Origin of the sequence: Proteiniphilum sp. X52, assembly GCF_003712195.1 — a bacterium.
Classification (GTDB): domain Bacteria; phylum Bacteroidota; class Bacteroidia; order Bacteroidales; family Dysgonomonadaceae; genus Proteiniphilum.
In genome coordinates, this window is sequence record NZ_RDSD01000013.1 from 1 (window position 1) to 23,015 (window position 23,015).

General features: G+C 39.5%; 19 protein-coding genes and 2 pseudogenes. 9 read left to right on the forward strand and 12 right to left on the reverse strand.

Going from position 1 to position 23,015, the window contains the following annotated elements; translation table 11 throughout:
- Positions 1-196 precede the first annotated feature (196 nt).
- The 4 genes from D7D25_RS11080 to D7D25_RS11095 all read left to right on the forward strand — a co-directional run bounded on the left by D7D25_RS11080 (position 197) and on the right by D7D25_RS11095 (position 3,946).
- Positions 197-1,321 (forward strand): IS256 family transposase, encoded by a 1,125-nt coding sequence (locus D7D25_RS11080; RefSeq protein WP_122969025.1) that lies wholly within the window; start codon positions 197-199, stop codon positions 1,319-1,321.
- Between the two features lie 197 nt (positions 1,322-1,518).
- Complete coding sequence (locus D7D25_RS11085) at positions 1,519-1,776, forward strand: hypothetical protein (RefSeq protein ID WP_122969026.1); 258 nt, start codon at positions 1,519-1,521, stop codon at positions 1,774-1,776.
- A gap of 101 nt (positions 1,777-1,877) precedes the next feature.
- Complete coding sequence (gene tnpB / locus D7D25_RS11090; RefSeq protein ID WP_122969027.1) at positions 1,878-2,231, forward strand: IS66 family insertion sequence element accessory protein TnpB; 354 nt, start codon at positions 1,878-1,880, stop codon at positions 2,229-2,231.
- Positions 2,232-2,308: 77 nt separating this feature from the next.
- Positions 2,309-3,946, forward strand: coding sequence for an IS66 family transposase (locus D7D25_RS11095; protein WP_122969028.1), 1,638 nt, complete (start codon positions 2,309-2,311; stop codon positions 3,944-3,946).
- A gap of 377 nt (positions 3,947-4,323) precedes the next feature.
- Here D7D25_RS11095 and D7D25_RS11100 read toward each other — a convergent pair whose 3' ends face one another.
- Genes D7D25_RS11100 through D7D25_RS11125 form a run of 6 tightly spaced genes read right to left on the reverse strand, consistent with a single transcriptional unit; the run spans position 4,324 to position 13,624 of the window.
- Entirely contained in the window at positions 4,324-5,085 is a 762-nt protein-coding gene (locus tag D7D25_RS11100) for a hypothetical protein (protein WP_122969029.1), read from the reverse strand.
- Between the two features lie 2 nt (positions 5,086-5,087).
- Positions 5,088-6,200 carry a hypothetical protein gene (locus D7D25_RS11105; protein WP_122969030.1) on the reverse strand — a complete coding sequence of 371 codons (1,113 nt, stop codon included), beginning with the start codon at positions 6,198-6,200 and terminating at the stop codon, positions 5,088-5,090.
- A 6-nt stretch (positions 6,201-6,206) separates the two neighbouring features.
- Positions 6,207-8,420, reverse strand: coding sequence for a sensor histidine kinase (locus D7D25_RS11110; RefSeq protein ID WP_122969031.1), 2,214 nt, complete (start codon positions 8,418-8,420; stop codon positions 6,207-6,209).
- A gap of 18 nt (positions 8,421-8,438) precedes the next feature.
- Positions 8,439-9,557 carry a phosphoadenosine phosphosulfate reductase family protein gene (locus D7D25_RS11115; protein WP_122969032.1) on the reverse strand — a complete coding sequence of 373 codons (1,119 nt, stop codon included), beginning with the start codon at positions 9,555-9,557 and terminating at the stop codon, positions 8,439-8,441.
- Entirely contained in the window at positions 9,547-12,762 is a 3,216-nt protein-coding gene (locus tag D7D25_RS11120; RefSeq protein WP_148038913.1) for a hypothetical protein, read from the reverse strand. The genes D7D25_RS11115 and D7D25_RS11120 overlap by 11 nt, the downstream gene beginning before the upstream one ends.
- Positions 12,749-13,624 carry a DUF4007 family protein gene (locus D7D25_RS11125; protein ID WP_122969034.1) on the reverse strand — a complete coding sequence of 292 codons (876 nt, stop codon included), beginning with the start codon at positions 13,622-13,624 and terminating at the stop codon, positions 12,749-12,751. The genes D7D25_RS11120 and D7D25_RS11125 overlap by 14 nt, the downstream gene beginning before the upstream one ends.
- A 395-nt stretch (positions 13,625-14,019) precedes the next feature.
- Between D7D25_RS11125 and D7D25_RS18545 the strand changes: the two genes are divergently transcribed.
- The 5 genes and pseudogenes from D7D25_RS18545 to D7D25_RS11140 all read left to right on the forward strand — a co-directional run bounded on the left by D7D25_RS18545 (position 14,020) and on the right by D7D25_RS11140 (position 17,232).
- Complete coding sequence (locus D7D25_RS18545) at positions 14,020-14,277, forward strand: hypothetical protein (RefSeq protein WP_255417273.1); 258 nt, start codon at positions 14,020-14,022, stop codon at positions 14,275-14,277.
- Positions 14,250-14,459, forward strand: a complete 210-nt coding sequence (locus D7D25_RS18550; RefSeq protein WP_255417274.1) for a hypothetical protein — start codon at positions 14,250-14,252, stop codon at positions 14,457-14,459. Before D7D25_RS18545 ends, D7D25_RS18550 begins: the two co-directional genes overlap by 28 nt.
- 84 nt (positions 14,460-14,543) lie before the next feature.
- On the forward strand, positions 14,544-15,530 hold the full coding sequence (locus tag D7D25_RS11130; RefSeq protein WP_255417275.1) for a DUF3945 domain-containing protein: 987 nt from the start codon (positions 14,544-14,546) through the stop codon (positions 15,528-15,530).
- Between the two features lie 83 nt (positions 15,531-15,613).
- Positions 15,614-15,931, forward strand: a pseudogene (locus D7D25_RS11135) (DNA topoisomerase III); the annotation flags it as partial.
- A gap of 96 nt (positions 15,932-16,027) precedes the next feature.
- Positions 16,028-17,232: pseudogene (locus D7D25_RS11140) on the forward strand (IS481 family transposase).
- A 97-nt stretch (positions 17,233-17,329) separates the two neighbouring features.
- On the opposite strand, the gene D7D25_RS11145 reads toward D7D25_RS11140, so the two are convergent.
- From D7D25_RS11145 to D7D25_RS11170, 6 genes are all read right to left on the reverse strand, one after another.
- On the reverse strand, positions 17,330-17,674 hold the full coding sequence (locus D7D25_RS11145) for a tRNA-binding protein (protein WP_122969035.1): 345 nt from the start codon (positions 17,672-17,674) through the stop codon (positions 17,330-17,332).
- 146 nt (positions 17,675-17,820) lie between these two features.
- A complete protein-coding gene (locus D7D25_RS11150) occupies positions 17,821-18,945 on the reverse strand; it encodes a hypothetical protein (protein WP_122969036.1) in 1,125 nt (374 codons plus the stop codon).
- 200 nt (positions 18,946-19,145) lie between these two features.
- Positions 19,146-19,934: a DUF5694 domain-containing protein gene (locus D7D25_RS11155; protein WP_122969037.1), complete on the reverse strand. Its 789-nt coding sequence runs from the start codon at positions 19,932-19,934 to the stop codon at positions 19,146-19,148.
- 15 nt (positions 19,935-19,949) lie between these two features.
- Positions 19,950-21,128, reverse strand: coding sequence for a hypothetical protein (locus tag D7D25_RS11160; RefSeq protein ID WP_148038914.1), 1,179 nt, complete (start codon positions 21,126-21,128; stop codon positions 19,950-19,952).
- A 202-nt stretch (positions 21,129-21,330) separates the two neighbouring features.
- Positions 21,331-22,236, reverse strand: a complete 906-nt coding sequence (locus D7D25_RS11165; RefSeq protein ID WP_122969039.1) for a DUF1016 N-terminal domain-containing protein — start codon at positions 22,234-22,236, stop codon at positions 21,331-21,333.
- Between the two features lie 144 nt (positions 22,237-22,380).
- Positions 22,381-22,794 carry a helix-turn-helix domain-containing protein gene (locus D7D25_RS11170; protein ID WP_122969040.1) on the reverse strand — a complete coding sequence of 138 codons (414 nt, stop codon included), beginning with the start codon at positions 22,792-22,794 and terminating at the stop codon, positions 22,381-22,383.
- Between the last annotated feature and the right edge of the window lie 221 nt (positions 22,795-23,015).

Below are 23,015 nucleotides of genomic sequence, written 5' to 3' on the forward strand. Positions count from 1 at the left end.
AAAGTGGCACGGTTTGAACCGAAAAAGGTGGCACACATAGACCGAAATCACTGGCACAAATCAAACCGTTTTATCCATTAAACTCTTTACTGAATTTTCTTCTTGTTGTGGACATAATTTTTTTTGTTAAAGATAATGTTTTTTCATTTCATCGTCATGTCTTAACCTGGTGTCCAGTTTTGGGGGAGTATTATAAATAGCCAAACATTCAGAGCGAGAAAATGGGTTACAGGATTTAATGGAGATCATGCTGGAGAGCATGATGATAGCCGAAAGGCGGGAGTTTTTAAATAACGCGGAAGGCAATAAAGGTAACGGATTTCGCCATGGTCGCAGTTTTGGCCAAGGTCGAGTCCTGGAGTTCAGGATTCCCCGTGACCGCTACGGCAACTTTCATCCCAAGATCCTGGCGTTGCTTCGTGACCAGGAGATGGAGTGCGAGCGTCTGGCCGGCAGTCTTTACTGCAGGGGTCTGACACAGAGTCAGGTTGGTGAGATCTTTGGAGAGATTTACGGGGAGCACTATGGCAAGGCCGGCATCCCGCGCATGATCGATTACCTGCGCTCCGATGTCGAGAGATGGTTAAACCGCCCGCTGGAGAGTTATTACCCGATTGTTTTCGTGGATGCCATTCATGTCAAGATCCACCGTAAACGATCCGTGGGCACGGAAGCCTTCCATGTGGTTCTTGGTGTGAAAGAGGACAAGAAGCGTGAAGTGCTTGGGATCCACAACCGTCCCGCGGAGAGTGCGACGGCATGGGAAGAGATTTTTCGGGATCTCCGGGATCGGGGAGCGGAACGTGTCGGCTTGATGGTAAGCGACGGCCTCACGGGCCTGGAGACAGCCCTGTCGGAGGTTTATCCAACGGCCCAGCTCCAGCGGTGTGTCACCCATTTGAAACGAAACATGCTTTCAAAAGTACGTCACGGAGATAAGATGGAGTTGGCCGAAGACTTGCGCGAGGTCTTTCGCACCGGCCAAAAGGATTACACCCGGGAAGATGCCTGGGAAAACTGGACGGCACTTTGTAAGAAGTGGGGTAAGGATTACAGGAGCATCAAAAAAATGGGTGGGGAAATCGGCTACAAGTATTACTTCACCTATTTGCAGTACCATCACGCAATCCAGTCAATGATCCACACCACAAACTGGATAGAGCGGCTGAACAAGGATTTCCGCCGGGTGCTGAGGATGCGTGGCGCCATGCCCAATGAAGACTCTGTTTTGGTGCTCATGGGAAAAGTGGCGATGGACAAGGACGCGTATGACAGGGAGTTACCCGGTATAGACAAGGATGAGTCATTGTTCCCCAGGTAGCAGGATATGTTTTTCCCTAATCCTTGACAAAGGTCTTTAATTCCTCTTACCTTACACAAGGACAAGCAAGTTACAGGCTACGCCGATAATCCTTGTGCAAGTATCGGAATTAAAAAATACTGATCAAGGGTAAGCATTCGGTCTAGCCCGTGTTTTATTCCGGTTTAGGTTGTCCTACTTTTGTCGGCAAAAACCCTATGTGGAACCAAAAGCAGTTTGAAGAGGTTTATGCCCGGTATCAATCCAGCGGATTGCGGGTAAAAGATTTTTGCCGGAACGAGCGCATCGTGACCTCGAAGTTTTTCTATTGGCAAAGGAAGCTGCGCAAGCGGCAAGTGCAAGGCGGGGGAATCCCCCGGTTTCGTTCCGGTCATTTTCACCCCTCACCAGGAACAATCCCAAGGCAACATCCTCCCCCGGCAACCGGCAGCGACACGGACTCCCCCTGCCGGTGATGCTTACGAGATCATCTATCCCGGTGGCGTGATCCTGCGTGTCCCCCCGGGCACCGACCTTGGGCGACTGCGGTCATTAATCCTGCTAACCGGGCAAAGCCATGTTTAACCTGAACGACTCGATGCGCTACTGGCTGTATCCCTGCCCATGTGATATGAGGAAGGGCTTTTACACGCTCACCGGCCTTGTGCATGACCATATGGAACAGGATGTGCGTAGTGGAAATGTATACCTTTTTATTAATAGGAATTGCACCTGCCTGAAGGCCCTTCACATGGAAAATGGGGGCCTGGTCATCTATTACCTCAAACTGGAGAAGGGTTGTTTCACGCTCCCGCCCATGGAGGAAAACGGGAAATCCCATCCTTTCACCTGGCAAAACCTGATGCTGATGGTGCAGGGGCTGGATGCCGGGAAATACAAACAAAAAAAGCGATGGAACCGGCATAAATAAACAGTTTTCATTCGTTTTCATGTTGCATATGTCGCTGGAAATACGTATCTTTACACTCGTTATCACAAAAGGTAAAGATGCAACAAAACCCGGAAAATCCGAACGAACTTTTAGAACTCCTGCTGGATAAATGTGACCGTTTATACCAGGAGAACATGCTTCTTAAGGGTAAGTTGGAAGACCGTACGGATGTTGACGCATTGAAATCCGGCTACGAGCGCACCCTATCGGAAAAGGATGAAAGGATACTTGACCTGGAAAAGCAGGTGGCCTATCTCAGGCGCCGGATATGGGGCAAATCCAGCGAACGTTTCATAAAGGAAGACCCGCAACAGCGCCGCATCGATTTTGAGGGGCTGGACCTGCTGCCGGAGGAAAAGGAGCTTGCAGAGGCCGCCAGGGAAGAAATACAGGCGTTCAGGGAGCGGCGCGTAACAGAGCGTGTGAAAAGGAAACCTGTGCGCAAACCACTGCCCGAAGACTTGCCGCGCGTGGAGGAACACCTCTACCCGGAAGAAACCACGGTTAACACCGGGGCCTGGACCGAGCTGGAACCGGAAGTGACCGAAGTGCTGGAGCATGAACCGGGAAGATACCACGTGCGCAGGATCATCCGCCACAAGTACGTCCGCAAGGACAAACAGCGGCAGGATGACAACCCGGTGGTGACCGCCCCGCTTCCGGCAAAGTACCGGCCCATCCCGAGGAGTTATGCCGGGGCCTCGCTCCTGGCCGAACTGATGGTGAACAAGTACGTGAACCATCTCCCGTTTTACCGCCAGATAGAGATGATGAAGCGGCTGGGAGCCAATCTCCCGCCACCCACGGTGAATGACTGGTTCAAGGATACGGCGGATTTACTCAGGCCGCTTTACCACCGTCTCAGGGAACTGGTCCTTGCCACCGATTACATACAGGTGGATGAGACAACCATACCGGTTATCAACAACGAGAAGCACAAGACCGTCAATGGATACATGTGGATGGTGCGCTCCGTCATGGACTCGCGGCTCTTCTTCCACTATGATGGGGGTTCAAGGGCGCAGAAGGTGGCCCTGGCACTGCTGGAGGACTTCCGTGGCGCCTTACAGACGGACGGCTACGGGGTATACGAAATGTACGAGCACAAGAAAGGGGTGTTGCCCCTTGGATGCTGGGCGCATGCCCGAAGGAAATTTTCGGACTCGATAAAAAACGACAGGGCAAGGGCTGAATACGCCCTCTCGCAGATCGGACTGCTCTACGGGGTGGAAAGGGAAGCCGATGAAAGGAACCTCACTTATGATGAAAGGGCTGACCTGAGAGAGAGGCTCGCCTATCCAATCATGGTCGCCTTTGAAAAGTGGCTGGTGAACGAATATCCCAAGGTGATGCCCAAAAGCCCGATAGGCAAAGCCATAAAATATTGCCACGACATATACCACAGGCTGACACGATACCATCTCGACGGAAGGTACCGCATAGACAACAATCTGGCGGAAAATGCGCTGAGAGGCCTCAGTCTTGGAAGAAAAAATTATCTTTTTGCCGGGAACCACGACGCGGCGGAGGATGCAGCCGTGTTCTATTCCCTTCTGGGATGTTGCAAATCTGCCGGTGTGGACTTCCGCGGCTGGATGATCCATGTGCTTGCGCATATCCATGATTACGACAACGACTACTCAAGGGACCTGGCGGAACTGTTACCCGACAGGTGGGTGCAGGAAAAGTCCTAAAAACTCCAAACCGACTCCGAATGTTTTACAACTTTTTTAGAAGTAATCTTGCATGAATTTTTAAAAAGGTACAAACAATACGGGGTACACCGAATGCTTACAAAAAATGAATAATTTTGTTGCAAGACTGATAAAGAAACTAGACTGGAGACACACTGAATGTAACACTACCCGGGGCTGTTGAATTTATTTGTCAAAATGATAGTTTAACAAGTGGGTGCATATCGCCGGAATCGCTGGGTGCATATCACCGGAATATCCACCAGGGTGTGCAATGTGTATTTCTTCGGATGCTTACATTTAAGGCATTTGTTGCCGAAGGAAGAATAGAGATAATAAGAGCCGCTCGTTCAGTTGGGCGGCTCAAACTATTGTATTTAATTTTCTAGAGCTGGGTAATATTTCTTGGTCAATGTTGAATCCGCATTAAACTTACAACCATTAAACTTACACCAATGACTAGCCACAGCAAGCATATAAGGACGCCATAGTCGTTTTTGGGAATTTTCAACGGCTTTTCTATATTGAGAATCACTAATTATATTATTAGCAACATCCTTTTGTACAAAGTTTTTTAGGATAAAATCTATACCTAAAATAGCATCCATAGGTGGATGTGGTAGTCTTGGCGAGGGAACGAGTAATACCTTGCCAAAAACTTGATTTTCATCTTCTCCATCAGATTTCATGGCATTTCCGCCGAATGTTAAGTGAAAGTCGGGATGAATATATTCATTATTAGCATTGCTGTCAAAATCTAAATGCCAATGAGAGAGAACTTTATTTTGTTCTGAATATCCAGAAATTTCAATGGAAAAATTATAATTCTTTTCAAATCCTCTTTTCTTATCTACTACAATAGGATTGAGAATTTCCTCATCTTTCAATCCCTGTTCATGGATTTCAACATTTAAAACTATTTGTATCGAACTTACATTATTAGGCATTGTACCTCTTGGTGTACTAATATTGTTAAATACTAATTTCTGCAAATTATACCCCCAATACCCTGCCTTATCTTTACGACCATTTAAATCACTAACCGCATTATCTATAGGTTTCGTATCATTACATAATTTTGCCTTCTTTAATTCTTTAGATAAAAAGTTTAAGGCACTCGCAACAGTTCCTTTACTCATAACTATCTAGTTTTCTTAAATTGCTCTTTTAAATCAGTTAATCTCTCCTCTTCTAATTTTGCGACTTTTTTCCAAGCATTATTGTTCTTACATTTAAGTGCTGCATCTATAGAAACATATTCAGCATCTTGCCACGGATATAAATTTTCTTGCCCATCAATCATTAAGCCATCAACAGGGTCTAATGGGCGATTATAACCTTTACACATTGTCCAATATTCTTCACTATCAGCTTTTTCTATTTTTTCAGCAGCATGAAGCCCTTCTATTCCTAGTTCTTTTTTTATTAAATTAACTCTGATAGATGCAGGTGTGGAACGCAGGTATTTTTCCGTATTAACAACTTTTCGCCACCACTCATTGACAGATGTCATCCACCAACGATGCCATCCGCCACTAAAAACGCCTGTGTATTTTGAAGGGGACAATGAACTTATCACCTTTCCCCAATCAGAAGATTTATCTATATCTATTCCTAACCTTGCAGCTAATACTTGTTCGTCAATTAATAAACCTTGCTTCTCAATCATATCATGAATTAAGAAGCCGGCAATCACATGCGTGGGATTACCTACTAAGTCATTCAGTTCTGAAATGAATCGTTCATCAACATATTCAATGTTAGTATTTAATATGCCAGATAAATTCGAGGCTGATTGGGTAATTGCTTTATATCCTTCTGCAAGGGCTAAAAGCTGTGGACTTAAAATGTCATACGACTTTGCATTAATCTGTCCTTTATCTATACAAATATCGAATAAATCTTTCCCTGATTTTTCAAGAGATTTTTCAAGTTTATCATTGCCTGAAAATAGGATAATCGGGAAAGATTTAAATTCGCCCTCTTTTTGTCGAGTTCTAATTTCTTGAGCCAATGAAGTACCTCTAAAGTCAGCCCTTTCTCCGGCTTCATTAGGAAAATCATCTAATCTCAAATCTAATAATAGACCATCTAATGTAGCTTCATTCTCTTTTATAAATTTCATCTGATTTTCCCAAGTACCTTTATGCTGGTTCGTCAACACTTTAAGACCCGCTTGCTCAAATCCTTGAACTTTTTCAGCGGCATCTTTTAATATGTCATCATCGATGTATAAAAATGTTGTTGTTGCCATATCTTTTTATTCTATTAAGCGAGGGATTTCTATTCTAAAGCAAGTCACATATCCATCTTTGGGAGTAGCTAGACATATATCCCCTTTGTATGAAATTATAATATCTCTTACTATTTTAAGTCCGAGTCCTGTGCCAATCATTTGTTCATCTCTCGGAGCATCAAAACTTGCAGGTGTTGAAGTTGTGAAAAATGCATTAAATATTCTATGCCGATTCTCGTCGGGAATACCATCGCCGTTGTCATGAAAATTTACGAACACATTTTCTCCATCTATACCAACTTCAACAAGAATTTTACCTTCTGATTTTGCCCGTTTAATGGCTTTTTTAGCATTTGTATAAAGATTAAACAGAATAGAACTCCATTCAGACCGATGCATTGGTACTGTTTTTACATTGAAGTCCCAAGGGTCAGTTTCAAATTTAATTAGATTTCTCTTCAAATCATTTGAAATTGTTTGCTCGAAGTTATCAAGCACGATAAGTATATCAACGGGCTCTATTTCCCTATTGATATTCTGTGAAACCGTGGCACTAAAATATCCAGTATATGCAAAAAGGCTATCAAAATTCTTTTCAAGCCCTTTTAATTCCGCTTCTCCTTCATGTGATAAGTTTTGCTTTTGTAATTTACTTATATGTCCATAAACGGCTGGTTGGAATTGCTTTATTTCATGAGTAAATTCACCAATACTAAGTCCTAGTCCAGCTAATACACGTAACATACTAGCCTCTTCTAATTCTTTACGAATTTCTTCAACGATTCTCTTTCCTTCGGCTTTTTGCTTTTCTCTTTTTTCTCTTTTTTCTTCCGACTCCTCTCTTGATTCTTGTTGACTTTCTTCACTAGATTCGTCGTCAAAAAGATTTTTCAGGGCTTGAAGTTTCTCTTTTGTAGATAACTCCTTCTCAATTGTTCTTTGGATAAAATCGTCTTCATTACTTTCTTCCTCCTTAAAGGATGTAATACCCTCACTAATTCTTTGCCTAGCTGCAACGATTGATTTATTTATAAAATCAGATAGTTGTCGAAATGCTTCATTCTCTATCAACCCTTCACGACTAGCTGTTTCTTCAAATAAATTTCCAGTTGGATCTGTTATTTCTACAAATCCAAATAGATTTTTATTACTCATAGGCACATTGACTAGCCCGGATTCGCTAGACCTACGTCTATCAATGCGAGTCCAATCATCTGTAACTTCACCATAAGGTAGCACACGGAATCCATTTCTATATAGGCGAACGCCACTTGCGGTTGTTGATACTTGTTGGATTTTATTTAATTCAGTATTCGAGATTTTTCCTTTATAATATTGAGGGCGATTATAAATAAAATAGTGTATTTTAAAATAGACATCTTTTAATTCAAGATGTTTTTTTTCATCTTTTGAATAATCAATTTCTATAATATCATCCAAATCTAAACTATCACTTTTTACTGTAATAATACCATTATGTTCATTGTCGATATACCCTTCAAGAACAGCTAGTGATTTATCGAAAATGGAAACTTGATCATTTAAAACTGATAATGTATTTCCATTTATAGATTGAGTAAAATTTGCTTTAAAATAATTTTCATTCTGTACTGCAGAATTGTGTTTTTTACTTCTATCTGAAAGATAATCCGGCTGAAAAAGATCCAAGACATATCTATAAACTCTCCTAATTGCAGCATCAGTCCAGCTATCTCGAAGGTTTTCAATAGTTAATATAGTACCTTCCTCTTTTTCTTTTGCAACTTCTTCAATTGGAAATGTTATTGAACTTAACTCTTTATCAATGCTATACTCATTCCAATCAATAATAATTTTTAATGCTGTACTTGAGTCCTTTGTCTGTGTTATTATTGTTAAGCGCTCTCCAAGTCGTTGCGTTGCAAAGCGCCCGATTCCTTTCCTTCCTGCTTTAGTTCTTTTAAATCGTTCAGATATAGGGTTGTGTATCTTATCGGCAGAAGAAATTCGCATAAACCCATTTATTAATTGGTCTTCTGTCATTCCAACGCCATTATCAGAAACGATTAATGTTCCTCCTTTTATATTTGAATCAATAAAATCAACATCTACAACGGTTGCATCAGCATCATAAGCGTTCTTGATGAGTTCAGAGACAGCAGTTTCTGCACGCCCCACCAATTCATAACCAAGTCGTTGGATTAAGCCTGCATCAACTGTAAATCCGACTTCTCTGATATTTTTTTCTTCTTCTGCCATATACAACAAGTTTAAGTACTATATAAAACAATTAGCACACACAATGTTCTCCGCATCAATCAACATGTCCCTTAAATAAGGAGACTTCCGAGTTGCAGCACTTTTCTCATTACGCTTGATTGCATCTAATTTAATTTGTCGAATGCGCTCTGGCTTGATAAGGTCTTCAAGACGTTCACCCTGAATCCATGTATATCCATCCTTCTCATATTCCACAGCCTTTTTGAATAAATCCGGATGTTGCTCATACAACCAAATCCATTCAATCCGCTGCTGGAAAAAACAGAAGTAACAACCAGAGCGGCTACGAGCATATTCTCCTATCTGTCCATCTACTGTAAATGGTATTTTCTCATAATACGCAGGAACACCAACTCCACTTTCTCGCAATAATTTGAAAATATCATCACGATTCAGATTGTCTTCATGGTCGAGCAATGAAAAATCATCCAAGTTTGAAACCGGATAATTTTTATCTTTAAGAAACGTAAACATCACTTTATTAAATGTACTGGCATCAATATCTAATAAAGCATTTAACTTTTTCGATAATGTAAACTTATTATCCCTTGGCATCTCCAAAATCTCTTTTGCCCTTGAAAAAATAACTTTATCTGCAATATTTTGATATAAACCTAAATGAAGTTCTATATTTTCATTTTTGAAGAAATTAGATAATATTTCTATACTCCAAATATTCTTGCGAAAAGGAAATATTGATTGAATATTAGGCTTTGTTGATATGTACCCCTCTCTATCCTCATCACCTCGAATTCCAACATAAGAAATTGCCAAATCGTTACCAACGAATTTTTCAAATGGTTCCAATTTGAGTTTTTGTGTACACCAACGAGACTGAACAGAAGGCAAGAAATTCCCAACAGACTTCAGGTAATAATCAAATGGCTCAAAATGCGAATTATTAGTGGCTTTTAGACGTTTTATTTCTTTCCCTAAATAATTTTCTATTCTGTTAACTAAATCAATCGTTTCCTGTAATTCCTTTCCAGTATCAGTGAAATAGTACTCAATATTCAGATCAGGATATTTTTTGTTAAGATAGATAGCTAAAGCTGCACTATCTTTCCCGCCTGATATTCCAAGAACATGCCTAACTTTTCTATTGTTATTTTCCATCAATTTCGTTCTGTAATAAGTCTAACAGCAAAGCGATGTTGGCATTCTTATCGTTACTCAACCTGCTTTTTATGTCAGCTTCTAATTCTTTTATTTCTTCCGTCTTACCTTTAGGATAACGTATCGTATGTTTCTGTAAACCCTTTATAAAAGAAGTAATCTCTAATTTGAAAACTTCCTCAGTATCAAGATTAACGTCGGACTTTGCTAAATTACAAAGATTATCCAATTCATTAATCATATCTCGGAAGTTTTCATATAAAACCTTTTCTTCTTCGTCCGAAATAGTATCAAGTGATTTTCCAATCAATACCTGACAAGTTGAACTAATCCATGCGTTACGAACATCTAACTCTGACATTAAACGCTGGTAGAATACCTTCTGTTTAGGTAGCAGCAGATGTTTTTTCAGCTTTTTGAATCGCTGTTTTAATATTTCTTTGTATTGAACAAAGGGAACTTCTTCTCCAATAAATTCTGATTGAATAAAATTTTCAATCCTATTTATTAATTCCTCATAAGCAGTTCGTATTTCTCTTACTAAGGCTTGCAGAGTGTCTATATAGTCCCTTACCAGTTCCGGATTCTTTGCTATCTTTTCTAATGAAATACCCATCGCTTTAGGAAAATCCTCAAAGAAAGTTTTTTCCGGCTCCTTAGATAAGGCAATAGCATCTCTCAGTATGATAGCCTGTTTAGAAATACGTTTGGTCCTCTTTCCGTATTCAGGTAACTGTGCATAGAAAATTAAAAATGGCTTTATTAACTCAATTAAACTATCATTGGTGACTGTATCAGCCTCTTCAATATTTAGAAAAGACCTATATGAGTTGAATAAATCCAATTTAATACCCGAAATATCAAATGACTTTATCTCAAATGAATCGGGTTGTCTGCTTACTAAGACAAGGGTTTCATCATCTATGCTTGGAATATAACCATTTTCATCAAATAGGGCATATTCATCACGGCAAATAAACAGAAAAATAGGCAGCCAAAAGTCTATAAATCCTTGCTTTAATTTCAAAGGCTTCTTTTGAAGGCGTTCAACTAAAACATGTACACCCATTCTTGTAGCTTTGGCATCATATAAAAAACGGATACACTCATCCCATAAAGCATTGAAACTTTCGTCTAAAGGTTTTGCCAAGGCATAGCCATTATGGATTCCTGTATTTTTCAGCAAGGATAGATATATCGTTTTTTCAGGAGGAAATTTTTCATCAGGAAACCCTAAATTGGGCTTATCAAAGTTGGACACAAGTGCCTTAATCAAATTTCTACGTGCAGGTTGCATCGCTCCGGAGAGTTTCCCCTTATTGACCATTTCATTTCGGAAAACAGGCGTTGCCGGATAAGCCCAGTCACATATATCAGACAACTGCCTATTCAGTTGTTTATGACTCTGAATGTGAGCAGTGGAACCATTGCACAACCAAACAGTTTTGTTGTTGTCAAAAAGTCCCTCAAATACAAGTTCATTTAGTGTTTTCTTATAACGAACAAGCATTTTATCTATTTCCCGCTGTGCAACCTTATCACTTGGATATTGTCGTTTCACATATTGTATACGTTCCAACTCAATTAATGTATTCCTAATATCCTTGATATTGTCATATAGACAGTATAGAATTGGCTCGTTTGAATTCTGCGATTGTTGAAGCAGTTCTTGCTTTATATCTTTCTCGGAAAACACAAGATTAACAATGCCATCTGCATCTTCTATAATTTCATTATATGGTTTTTCCGATATTTTAAATTGAAAAAAACGAGGACAGCCAGTCCTGTAGAAGTGTTCTTTTGCCTGTATATACGGGAAATCAAAATATTTATTCAGATATGGCACTACGTCCGCAATGTCGTCAATCTCAGCATCTGCAATAGCTTGGTCAATGTCTAAATCTGTTCCTCCAAGCAACTTATAACGTCTGTCATACTTTGTAAAACTGATTATTTTGAACTGAGAAAGTTTGTCAAGAACTTCTTCAGCATTATTAAAACCAAGACTAAATTTTGAATAATCCACCAAAAAATCTCTGTCAATAGTCCCAGAATTAGGCGCAAAGATATTTAATAGTCCGATTGTCTTTATTAGCTTTGTGCCTTCGCTTACATAGTCAACAAGTTCACTTTCAAGTCGCTCAATTGAATTACGGATAGTTGCCCACTGACTATAATCCTGATTATGCTTCGTTGTCAGAGTAGAATAGTAGTTGTACATCAAATAATCGTACACACAACTTATATTATAGAAAGGATTAGTTTTAGTGTCAAAGTCTTCTAATCCTAAATAATCATTCGAATCTACAAATTGAAACAAGGAACGTTCATTTTGACCGTATCGTTGCAATGCAGAGGTTAAAATAGAAGCTGATAAAATATCGAAAGGAAGAAGTTTTTCAGCTATTGACTTATTAAAATAGTCATTGAGTGGAAATGTCTTCGAATCTGCAATGCTGTCAAAAAGTTGATTGAAGGTCTTGCCTTTTTTTACCTCTTGCTGTCTTGATGAAATTCGCTCAGCAGCTAACAACAACAACTGTTCAACAGGCTCATTAAAGGTGATTTCTTTTAATCGCCCTCTAATCTTGTCCCATTCATTTCGTTGCGTTTTTGATAAACCTATGGCATAGTCGTTAAATCCTTGATGAAGTGTTGTGACAAAAAGTATATTTTTAGAATCATCATTAGCGAACTCTGCTAATTGCTGTATAAAATACAATTCCTTTTCGGGATTATTATTAGCAGCATATTCAAGGAATTTTCCAAACTCATCAATAGCTATAAGCCATCCTTTTCCTGATTTGCTAATTTCGGTATAGTTCGCCTCTATTTTTTTGAGTATATCTCGTGTATTGTAATCTTTATTTTTTAGCCCGAATTCTATAGCAAAGTAATTTAACAAAGAAGTCGATTCTCCAATAATGGGCAAAAACTCAAATCCCTTTACACCCTTAAAACTACCATTTAATGGACTAAAATAGTCTTTTTCTCCATTCAGATGATGCTCTAATGCTAATAAGAACGAAGATTTTCCAGTGCCATAAGAGCCTACAATATTAAAAGAATGTGTGCCTGTAGTATAGTTTTTGGCTATGTGTGTATAAACCTGCTTTGCATTAGGCGTAGAAATATATTCCAGATCTTTATTTAAATCTCGAACAATATTTATTGAGGGGGAATAGTAATATTTAATTTTCGGCATAATAATCATTAAGTACTTCCCATTTATTAATGGCAGATTTAAATTGTAGCACTTGAACTCCTGCATTGCTGGAAAAAACCACATTCTTATATCTTTCTGTGATTTTCTCTATTTTGGAATACAAACCGTCTTTGTTTAATGCGAAAACAATTCCGGGAGAATTATCCCCAACTTCTAATTCTTTGAAACCGATAGTTTCCATATCGGGGTAAGTGTCAAGTATGGAGAATAAAACAATTTCGGCAGGTAGATTCTGCTTGTCTTCATTTGAAATTCGGAATAAGTCAACAAGTCCCTTTTCCCCATATTTTTCCACTCTCAACTTGGTCATAAGTTGCAGGTCATTGAATATACCTGAATAGACATCCTCCGGCTCAATTCGTCCTTCTGTATTATCTGCTTTTTGATACATTCGTTGTAATACCATAATATCCGTTGTAATGGTATTTACATTATATGAATTATCTTCTTTAGCAAGAGATTCGATGTATTTATGAAGTTGTTCCAATGTAAACTCTATACGTCCCCTCCTGAAACCATTGAAAAATAAACTGTAGATTGAAGCATAGTTTTCTTTTACCAATAGATAGTGAAGCAACCAAATAGAACCAATATCTTCGAGATAGGTATCTTTTCCTTCATCACCGAAGATATAATGAGCCATTTCTGATAACTCCCATTTATCGTTACATAGTCCAAAGGCTTTCATCCAAAAGCCAATAGCCGATACCATATTTTTACCAACGCCCAATTCCACAACAGCATTTTCATCGCTGAATTTGCGGCCAGCGACCAAAAAATCATAGCCTTTCTTTAGCCAGAACTGCTTACAGATGAACGTTTCATGTCCTGAAAATCTCATATTCTATTTATAGATATATTCAACTTGCAAAGATAGTTTTTTTTGAGGGAATAAGCTAATGCTTTTACGGCTAATTCTCTAAGCCTTAATATACTGCATGTTAAGTTATTCAAACTTCTCCATAGCCTTATTATTGAGTTTATTACCCTATACAAAATTCTATTGGCGATTACATTATCCCACACTTTTCCCTACACAAGTCATCATCCAAAATCATATTTATATTTTCCAGTTTGAATAGCAAAACCGAACGGCAAAAACACCTCGATTTTCAAAACGCCCATAGACAACCCTGGACACAAGCATCCACCACCTTAACTCCTTGCTGTCAATTCATTAGTTAGGCTTACTTTCGTTCTGCATTAATATTAATGCAGAATAAAAACATATTTATTATGTACGAAAAAAAAGTAAAAAATGAAGAGCCTAAAGTCTTTCTGACACAGGGCGAAGATGGCAAACTCAAAATCATCGCAGGAGAACAGGACGGCAAATTAAAAACGGTCGATCCTAAGAAAGAGAACGCCGACCAGTTTATGAAGATCGACACCAACGGCAATGCGTTGGAGAATTTCTTCAAGAAGTTTTTGGCACAGTTCAGCCACCCATCGCATACGGGGCGTTTATGCTGTTACTGCATCAGCAGCAGATAAGGTTGCGGCTTTCCTCGACAAACTTCGACCACAAAGACAAGGCACTCGACCCGTACCGTGTCAAATTTGACGGTAAGATACGCATAGAGGTTGAGTTTACAGGCAAGTATCAACCTTTAGACCTGAATAAGCTCAACTGGAAAGAGGTCGAAAAGTTAGGCGTTTCCGGCGAGAACTTGTAAGATGCCCTTAAAGCAATGGTTTACGGGCATAAGTCGCCCGGACGGGTCGAAATTAAGCCTGCCATTTAGGGACAGGAGTTTCCCATGCAAGCCCGCTTATCGCTGGAACAGCAGCCGGACGGCAGCATCAAAATCGCTACCCATCCCAAGCAGGAACAGCCCGATTTTGAAAAACCGTTCATGGGAGTTGTCTTTACCAATCAGGATAAAGAGCAGTTCCAAAAGACAGGGCACGGCGGACGGGTATTCGACCTTGAACCCGTAGCCAGAGGCGAAAAAGTGCCTTCGCTTGTTTCCCTTGACAGACTTACCAACCGTTTTGAGGCTATGGCATTGAAGGATATTTATATTCCGCAGACCTTGAAAAATGCCCCGCTTTCTCCCAAACAACAGCAAGGACTGAAAGAGGGTAAAGCCGTTTGGATTGAAGGGATGGATAAGAAAACGAAGCAGGGCGAACAGCCGCAGAAGATTGAACGCTTCGTGCAGTACAACGCCGCCAGTAAAAACTTCGACTTTAAGTTCAGTGATGAACAACGCCAGCAGTTCAACCAAGAGCGGCGAACAAAACAAGGCGAGAGACAGGCAGAAGGTCATGAACAGAAAATGCCTAAAGCCCGCAAACTCGGTGAGATATGGGTCTATTCCAAACAGGGCGGCGTTCAACTTTCCCGCGAGGATTTCGATAAGCTGTGCAACAAAGAGCCTGTCTTTGTTAAGGACATGGAATCGCAGAAACCCAAACAACATGCGGATGCTTCGGGTACGCAGAAAGTTGAAGCTACCGACCAGAAAGGGCAGAAGTACAATGCGTGGGTATGGATTGACGAAAACAGGGGTAAGGTTCGCCATACCACCAAGCACCCCGATCAGGTACGGGCTATCGAGGCAAAACAGGTAGCGCAGAATACGCAGAACATCAAACCCGCTGCCGAGAGTAAAACGCAGGTCGCAGTCAATAATGAGGGTAAGACCAACAAAGCGACCAAGCATTCAACCGAACCATTGAAGAAAGGTCAGTCGCAACCCACCGAGAAACAGGCGGAGAAAAAGGAGCAGAAGCAGGGATAAAAGAAATCTCCTGATGCTCCGAAGAAAGGCAAGGGGCGCAAGATGTAATCTATTATTTCAACCACTAAAAAATCAATGTTAAAATGAAAATTATAATTGCAGAAAAATCGTCTGTGGCTAAGAGTATAGCAGCCATAGTCAGCGCAAACAATAAAAAAGATGGCTATATAGAGGGTAACGGGTACGCCGTTACATGGGCTTTCGGGCATTTGGTCGGGCTTGCCATGCCGGAGCATTACGGCATCGAGGGTTTTAAGCGTGAAAACCTGCCGATACTCCCGAAAGAATTTAAGCTATTGCCCAGTCAGGTGAAAGAAAGCAAGGAATATAAGAATGATCCCGGCGTAATGAAGCAGCTTAAAGTAATCAAAGAGTTGTTCAATCTTGGGGATGAAATTATTTGAATTAGTTTCGATTTAATCTGACAGTCAAGGGCAAAAGACTTACATTTGTAATATCACAAACAAAATAAGTTTCACCCTTAAAAACTGTCAGAAATGAATACGGAAACAAAATTAATCAAAAACAAGTTAGGTCTGCTAAAATTAGCAGAAGAAATCGTAAGATTCGACGGAGTCAATCAGGAAACGTTTCGCAAGCCTGTAAATATTTAGGATACAGTCGCGATACCTTTTACCGCTACAAGGAATTGTTTGAAACAGGTGGCGAGTTAGGTTTACGGGAAATCAGCCGGCGTAAGCCTATTATCAAAAACCGTATTGAGTTGCATATTGAGCAACGCGTTATTTCTTTTGCCACAGGGAATCCTGCCTTTGGCCAGGTGCGAGTGTCGAACGAACTGAAAAAGGAAGGAGTATTTATATCCCCCGCGGGAGTCCGCCGTGTATGGCTGCGTAACGAGTTGGAAACCTTCAAAAAGCGTTTGAAGGCTCTTGAAGCCAAAGCAGCCCGGGAAGGTCTGGTTCTTACCGAAGCTCAGGTGGCTGCTTTGGAGAAAGCCAAAGAAGAAAAGGTCTCGAAAGGAGAAATTGAAACCTGTCATCCGGGTTATCTTGGGGCTCAAGACACTTCCCATGTTGGCAATATTAAAGGCGTCGGGCGCATCTATCAGCAGACTTTTATTGATACTTACGCCAAGGTGGCTGCCGTTAAACTTTATGACCGCAAAGTTGCATTAGTAGCTGCCGATATGCTTAATGACAGGGTAATTCCCATGTGCGATCAGTATGGTATCCCTCTTATGAGAATACTTCCCGACAGAGGAACGGAATATTGTGGAGCAAGAGAACATCACGAATATCAGCTCTATCTGGCCATTGAAAATATTGACCACACCAAAACAAAAGCAAAAAGCCCTCAAACCAATGGTATATGTGAGCGTTTTCACAGAACTATGCAAGAAGAGTTTTATGCTACAGCTTTTCGTAAGAAGATTTACACGACCATTGAGCAACTGCAACAGGATGTGGATATATGGCTACAGTATTACAATAATGAACGGCCTCATTCAGGCAGATATTGTTTCGGTAAAACGCCCATGCAGACTTGGAGGGAGTCCATCCATCTTGCAAAAGAGAAAATGTTAGACACTCTAAATGAAAATTTTGTGTCTTTGCAACTGTCGGGTGAAGTGGAAACAGGCTCAGCTGGGGAGCAACCTGTCAGTAATAACCCGACTGGCTGGAATGGCCGAGGGGGCGAAAACACCCCCCTCTTCCCCTTTGGTTATTCCGGTCATTAATGGCTTAGAAAACCCAATATTGAATACCTAAAAAATGCCCGACTGTCAGATAAAGTCTTAGCTAATACAGTTTATCGAATGCTTACGTTTTTGAAATTTATCCGATTTTCAATCCATTTTTCACTAATTTGTCCGTAGTCAGTAGGGTTACTTCGTCTTCGTCTACAGCGCCTAAAATAAGACACTCGCTTTGTATGTTAGCGATTTGTTTTGCAGGAAAGTTCACAACTGCAATGACCTGCTTTCCGATAATTTCACTTGGTGAATATAATTTTGTAATTTGTGCAGAAGTTTTCTTAATCCCAAAATCGCCAAAATCAACGGTTATTTTATACGCAGGTTTTATAGCTTCATTAAATATTTCAGCACTGACAACCGTTCCTACTCGCATTTCAATTTTTGCGAAGTCGCTCCAACTTATCAATTCGTTATTTTCTTCCATTTTCTTTCTTCCATTTGTTCAGGTCGATTTAGTAGTTTTGTTACAATGACCACCAACGGTTTGGGGCTTTGCGTTCGGGCGGGAGGCAGAATTTCAGGTTTTTGTGTTATCCCTCCTGACGCAAATCCCGTGTTAGGTGCTGGGCATTAATATTTTACATTGTTAGTCGGGTATCCTGTTCGAGCAAACTCATTAGAAATTATTTGTGTGTGTTGTCCGTCAAACAATTCTTTGTCCTTTTGAATTAAACCGTAAAAAACATCGTACCATTCAATCTTATCTTGCTTCGCTTTGTCTGTCGAATAATAAAATTCACTACGCTTATTCAAATAATCATTCAAACTCAAAATTGTTTGTGCTACCAACTTGTCGGTTTTTTCCTGGCCGATTTGTTCTCTTATCCGCCACAATGTACTTGTCAGAATCATCCCCCCTCTGTGATTGTCGTATACGTTGTCTAATATGTCATCGTTGTATGCTGTATAACAAGCCGACAAATATTTTGAAATATTGTTTTTCGGATTTTTTGTTTCGGTGGGAAATGATTCTTCCATAAGGCGAAATGTATTTCTGATTATCAATGAACTGTCCAATGGGTATTTATGGAATCGGGAAGCATCTCGGATTAACTTCTCTGGTAAAAAATCTTCGCCTATAATGGGGGAATTATTGAATGAAGCCGTAAAATATTCGAGTAATCCCATATGGACAACCGTCAATCCTTTAAAGTTAATGCCTAATTCTCCTTCAATATACCAAAAGGCACGGTGTCCTATTTCGTGAGAGAATAATGACGGTGACGGATTCGACTTTTCTTTAAAAATATAAGAATTGGGGTGTGTCAACATTGGAATATCCCCCATAAGGACATCTATGTTTTTAAATTCTTTCTGTGAATTGAAGTCTATTTTATTGCCAAACAGATGGTTATAGTATTCTATTACTTTGACAATATTATGAATAGTGTATGCGGTGTAATATTCGGGCGAATAGGGGTTAATTTTTTTTGAAAAGTTTAACGCATAAGGGGTTGTGAAGCGTTTTTCACGGTCAGGATTCATATCAGGATAGGATACTGAGTCCAAATAGCTGAACTTCACTGAGTCAATATACGACGATTGTATATTTCCATCTTTGTCTATAAAATTAAGCAATATGTCTTCATTGCAAATCTTTCCTTCTTTAAGGTAATGAATTTTCAAATCTTGAGAAGTATTGCACCCGGCAAATAGAAATATCGTCAAAAATGACATCAAAATTTTGTTGTTCATATTTTTTTCAGTTTTTTTCTCTTATTTACGGTGTAAGTTGCTCTGCCTTGCACCTAACGGGCGGCGGCATGAAAAGTTGCCGATTGAGGGCGATTCCCTTTCAAGTTACACAAAAGTTGAAGAGAGTTACAACCCTTGAATAATCTACTAACCCGGCAATTTTTATACCGCTTGTTGGGTGCTGGCATTTGTTTTCGTGCTTAATATGTCCAATACTCTTTTAATGTAAATTCAGTTGAATTATCCAACTTTAATAAATCCAATAGTCCCGGCTTGTGTTCTAACCCGACCAAAATTACAATCCGTTTGTTTTTGTATTCCTTTGCAATCTTTTTTATGTTGTCTGCCATTATTTCGTTTCGCTCATACCAATGTTTTTTCCATTCTTTTGCAAAATCAATCCATTTATGAAGTTTCTTTGTGTTCTCGACAATCGAAAGCATTTTGGGATAAATGATTTTTTCTCGCAATGATAAAAACTTTACCATGCTATCTGTATTTAAATCTTTCGCAGAACCAAAAGAAATATTATTGTAAAGTTCTTGCGCATATAATATTAATTCCACATCTTCTCTGTCTTTCTTGCTTAATTCATTTTGTTTGTATAGTTCAAGTACATCTGTCCACATTTTATCCTGATTATTGAAATAGTTTGAGTTTCGATAGTACTCATTTCTTCCTGTCATATCGAAAGGACGTAAATCAACTTTATGGATTGATTGGTATTTTTCCGCGCCGATATTTTCGTTTGTGCAAAGCAAATCAGGGTATTCTTTCAAATTAAAAAGGAAATCATCCTTAAAAAACGCAGAATCCAATTCAATAAGCACTACATGGGGACTCATTTTCACCAATATGTTATAAACGCTATCGCTGTTAAAATAACTTCGCTCTTCGTGATTTGTGCCGACAATGCAAAGTTCGGTTTGACCAAATGCAGTTTGCGAAAGAATGGATAAAAGCAAAGGAATTAAAAAAAGTAGTTTCATGTCTCTTGTGTTATTTTATTTATTCAAGCTTTCACTAACCCACTTTTCTATTTCTTTGACAGCATCGGAAAATTCTTCACGATATGTTACTTCCATTACGGTATTATAATCGGTTTTCAGTTCATTTTTCGGTGGTATTTCTTCATCATAAAATTGATAGCGCTTTGCCAATTCCTTGTAAAATTCATCATCAATAAAACCATCTATTCCCAAAACCCTTCGTAAATCCGGAAAATAATTATAGTGTATGAACCCTGTAAAAACATCACTGTATTTAAGGTTGTTAGGGAATGGCATCATGTCAAAACTATCATTTCCAAAGGGTGTGTTCGCGAAGTTAAATGCAATGTCTTTTTTACCGGACTTAATAAAAGAAGCTTCCCATTTCCCATCATGCGGTGTTCCAATCGCCGTAACAGGGACTTCTTGGTCAGTAACTTTTGTTGATTTCAGAATAAATGAATTTATATACACATTGGCTACTTTACTCCCAAATTCATCTGCAATAAAGCGTCCTGCATTTTTTCTGCCAAACATATCGCGTAAAAAAGCATGGCGATAATTTAGTATGACCAATGCTTTTTTTGTTTTACTTTTTTTATAGTATTTGATAAATCCTCCCGCTATGAAACTGTCGCGGTCACTGCTATGCATAGCACTTTGGTTCTTTTTCTCTTCGTCAGAAGCTTCCCAAAGTATTCCAAAATCAAGATTGAAAACATTCACTTTTTTTTCATCTTTGAGTTTTGAGTTTATTGTATGAACACTTTTTAAAAAATATAAATAATTTGTTTTTTCCCAAAGTGGATACATGTTTCGTTGCATTTTCAGGGCGGTTTTTGCAACTTGATCATTTGTCAAAGAGGAATTATGCAGAAAATCATTCAATAGGTCATTGTATTGAGAATTACCTATCTCTGTATATACATTTTGTATATGTTGAAACCGAGTGTCCTTCAGTATGTCAATGATTAAATCGTATTGTGTAATTTCGCCATGGTCTCGTTCACACAAAATTACAATATCATATTTCTTGAATAATTCAAAAACATAATCTTTGGAAGAAGTGTGTTCCTTTTTCAAAAAATCGGTGTAAATTTTCAAATTTTCATTTGGAGTGGATTGGCTTTGTTTAGTTGTTTTGCACGATACGGCAAGAAATCCAATCAGGAGGATAGTCAATAATTGTTTCATCTTAGTTTGCTTTAATATCATTTTAAATACGTTGAGCACCTGCTTGTTGCTTGCACCCAACGTATTTTTTACGCAATAAATATACAACTTTCCTAAATACCCCATTTATAACATTCGTGTATCCCCCTGCAATCGGGGGTGTTTACGAAGGTTCGTTGAATCCGGATAAATATATGGTGGAAACTGGCGTGTTGCATAAATATCAGTATTTTGAATCGCAAATATAACGATTATTTGGATAAAAAAGCGGTGTTGTTAGAAAGTTATTGGGAAGTTTCCCTTGTTTGGAGAATAGATTTTCTTTTAGGGAATATTTTAATTTTTCGACGCTCCAAAATTCAGAAGCACATTTATCAATATAGAACAATCGTTCATCCAGTAAATCGGTTTTCTTAATGATTTCATAATGATGCGTGAATCCGATCAGAGCAAAGTTTGGCGTAGGGAGCAAAGTTGCATCAGCCAATGAATCGGTCTTTATTTGTAAATCGTCAGTTACTGACGGACGATTTATAATGTATTCAAAATCAGCTTTCGGCAAATCGTCAGTTGGCAACTGACGATTTATAATATCCCGCCACGCTTCGTAAAAAAGCCTCATGTTTTTGATGTTTGCGGCAGAAAATCCCCGCAGACCGGGCAACTCTTGTTGCAGTTGATTTGAGATTTGGTCAATGGCGCCCGTTCCCCAAGCTCCTTCGCGCGAATTTTTCGAGACAAACTCTCCGATACCGTAATACAAGGATAGTAGTTCCCTATTGGCTAATGCCGCAGCCCGGTAGCGACTTTGCAAAATCGCGGTTTTTATTTGCCTGACCACATCGGTGTAATTCATTGATATATGTCGTTCCATTAAAAAATTCTTTTGCTGTATGCGTAAATTATTGATTTGCAAAGATAAGGGTTCGGCTGCTTCGATGAGGACCTGATTGAGAAGTGCGACTACGATCTTCTGACCCGCAGGGCGCCCGGGCTCATCCGTCTGGAGGACGAGGCCCCCTCGCTGGACACCTGTTACCTGTTCCGCAGACGCATCTGCCTCTACGCTGATACCACCAAAGTTGTTTTTGTTCGGGCTTGCCCTTTCGGGCGTCGATGACGACAGCACATTCCCCAGATCTTATTTCCTCACCTCCAACAACTTCTCCAAGAGGGCGTTCTTCTCTTTCTCCAGTTGGAGCATCCGTTCGTAGAGGGCTGTCTTCTCTTTGTTCAGTTCGAGAATTTGTTCTATGGGATATACGTCCAGTAATTATTTCTTTTCTCCCAATAGCTTTTCTAATAACACGATCTTTTCCTGCTCTTTTTCCAATAATCTTTCAAAAAGTTCCGCAATCTTATCTATCGGGTTATTGATAATATTATCTCCGGCAATATAATTATAAGCAGAGCCTGAGTTATTGTCGAGCTTGTTATTCTCAATAATTACGGTTACGGGATCTTCTTCCAAATCTTTAATCAGTTCGGGAGCCACGTTCAGTGCCTTGGCAAAACGTTCGATTACCTCGTCGTTGAGGACTTTCCGCTGTTCGTAGGTGGAAATCAGTGCCTGGCTAAGCCCCATCTCGGCGGCGAGGGCCTCCTGCTTGATGCCCAGTGTATGGCGGAAACGCTTGATGGCGTGCCCGTGATGGGTGTTCTTTAATTTTTGTTCCTTGGTTTCCATATATCTGTCTGGATATTATTTTATTACCGCAAATATAAACAAAAAAGGGGAGGTATTGATAACTATCAATGCAAAACTGATAAACAAAAACGAACTTCATGAGGTATTTTTCATAAAACCCGCTTTCTTTGAACCATCAATCAATAATTGTTAAATTTGAAAAGCTAAGCATCATGGACCCATAACAGAATTAAAAATGAATGATTATCTTTCTGCCGTAA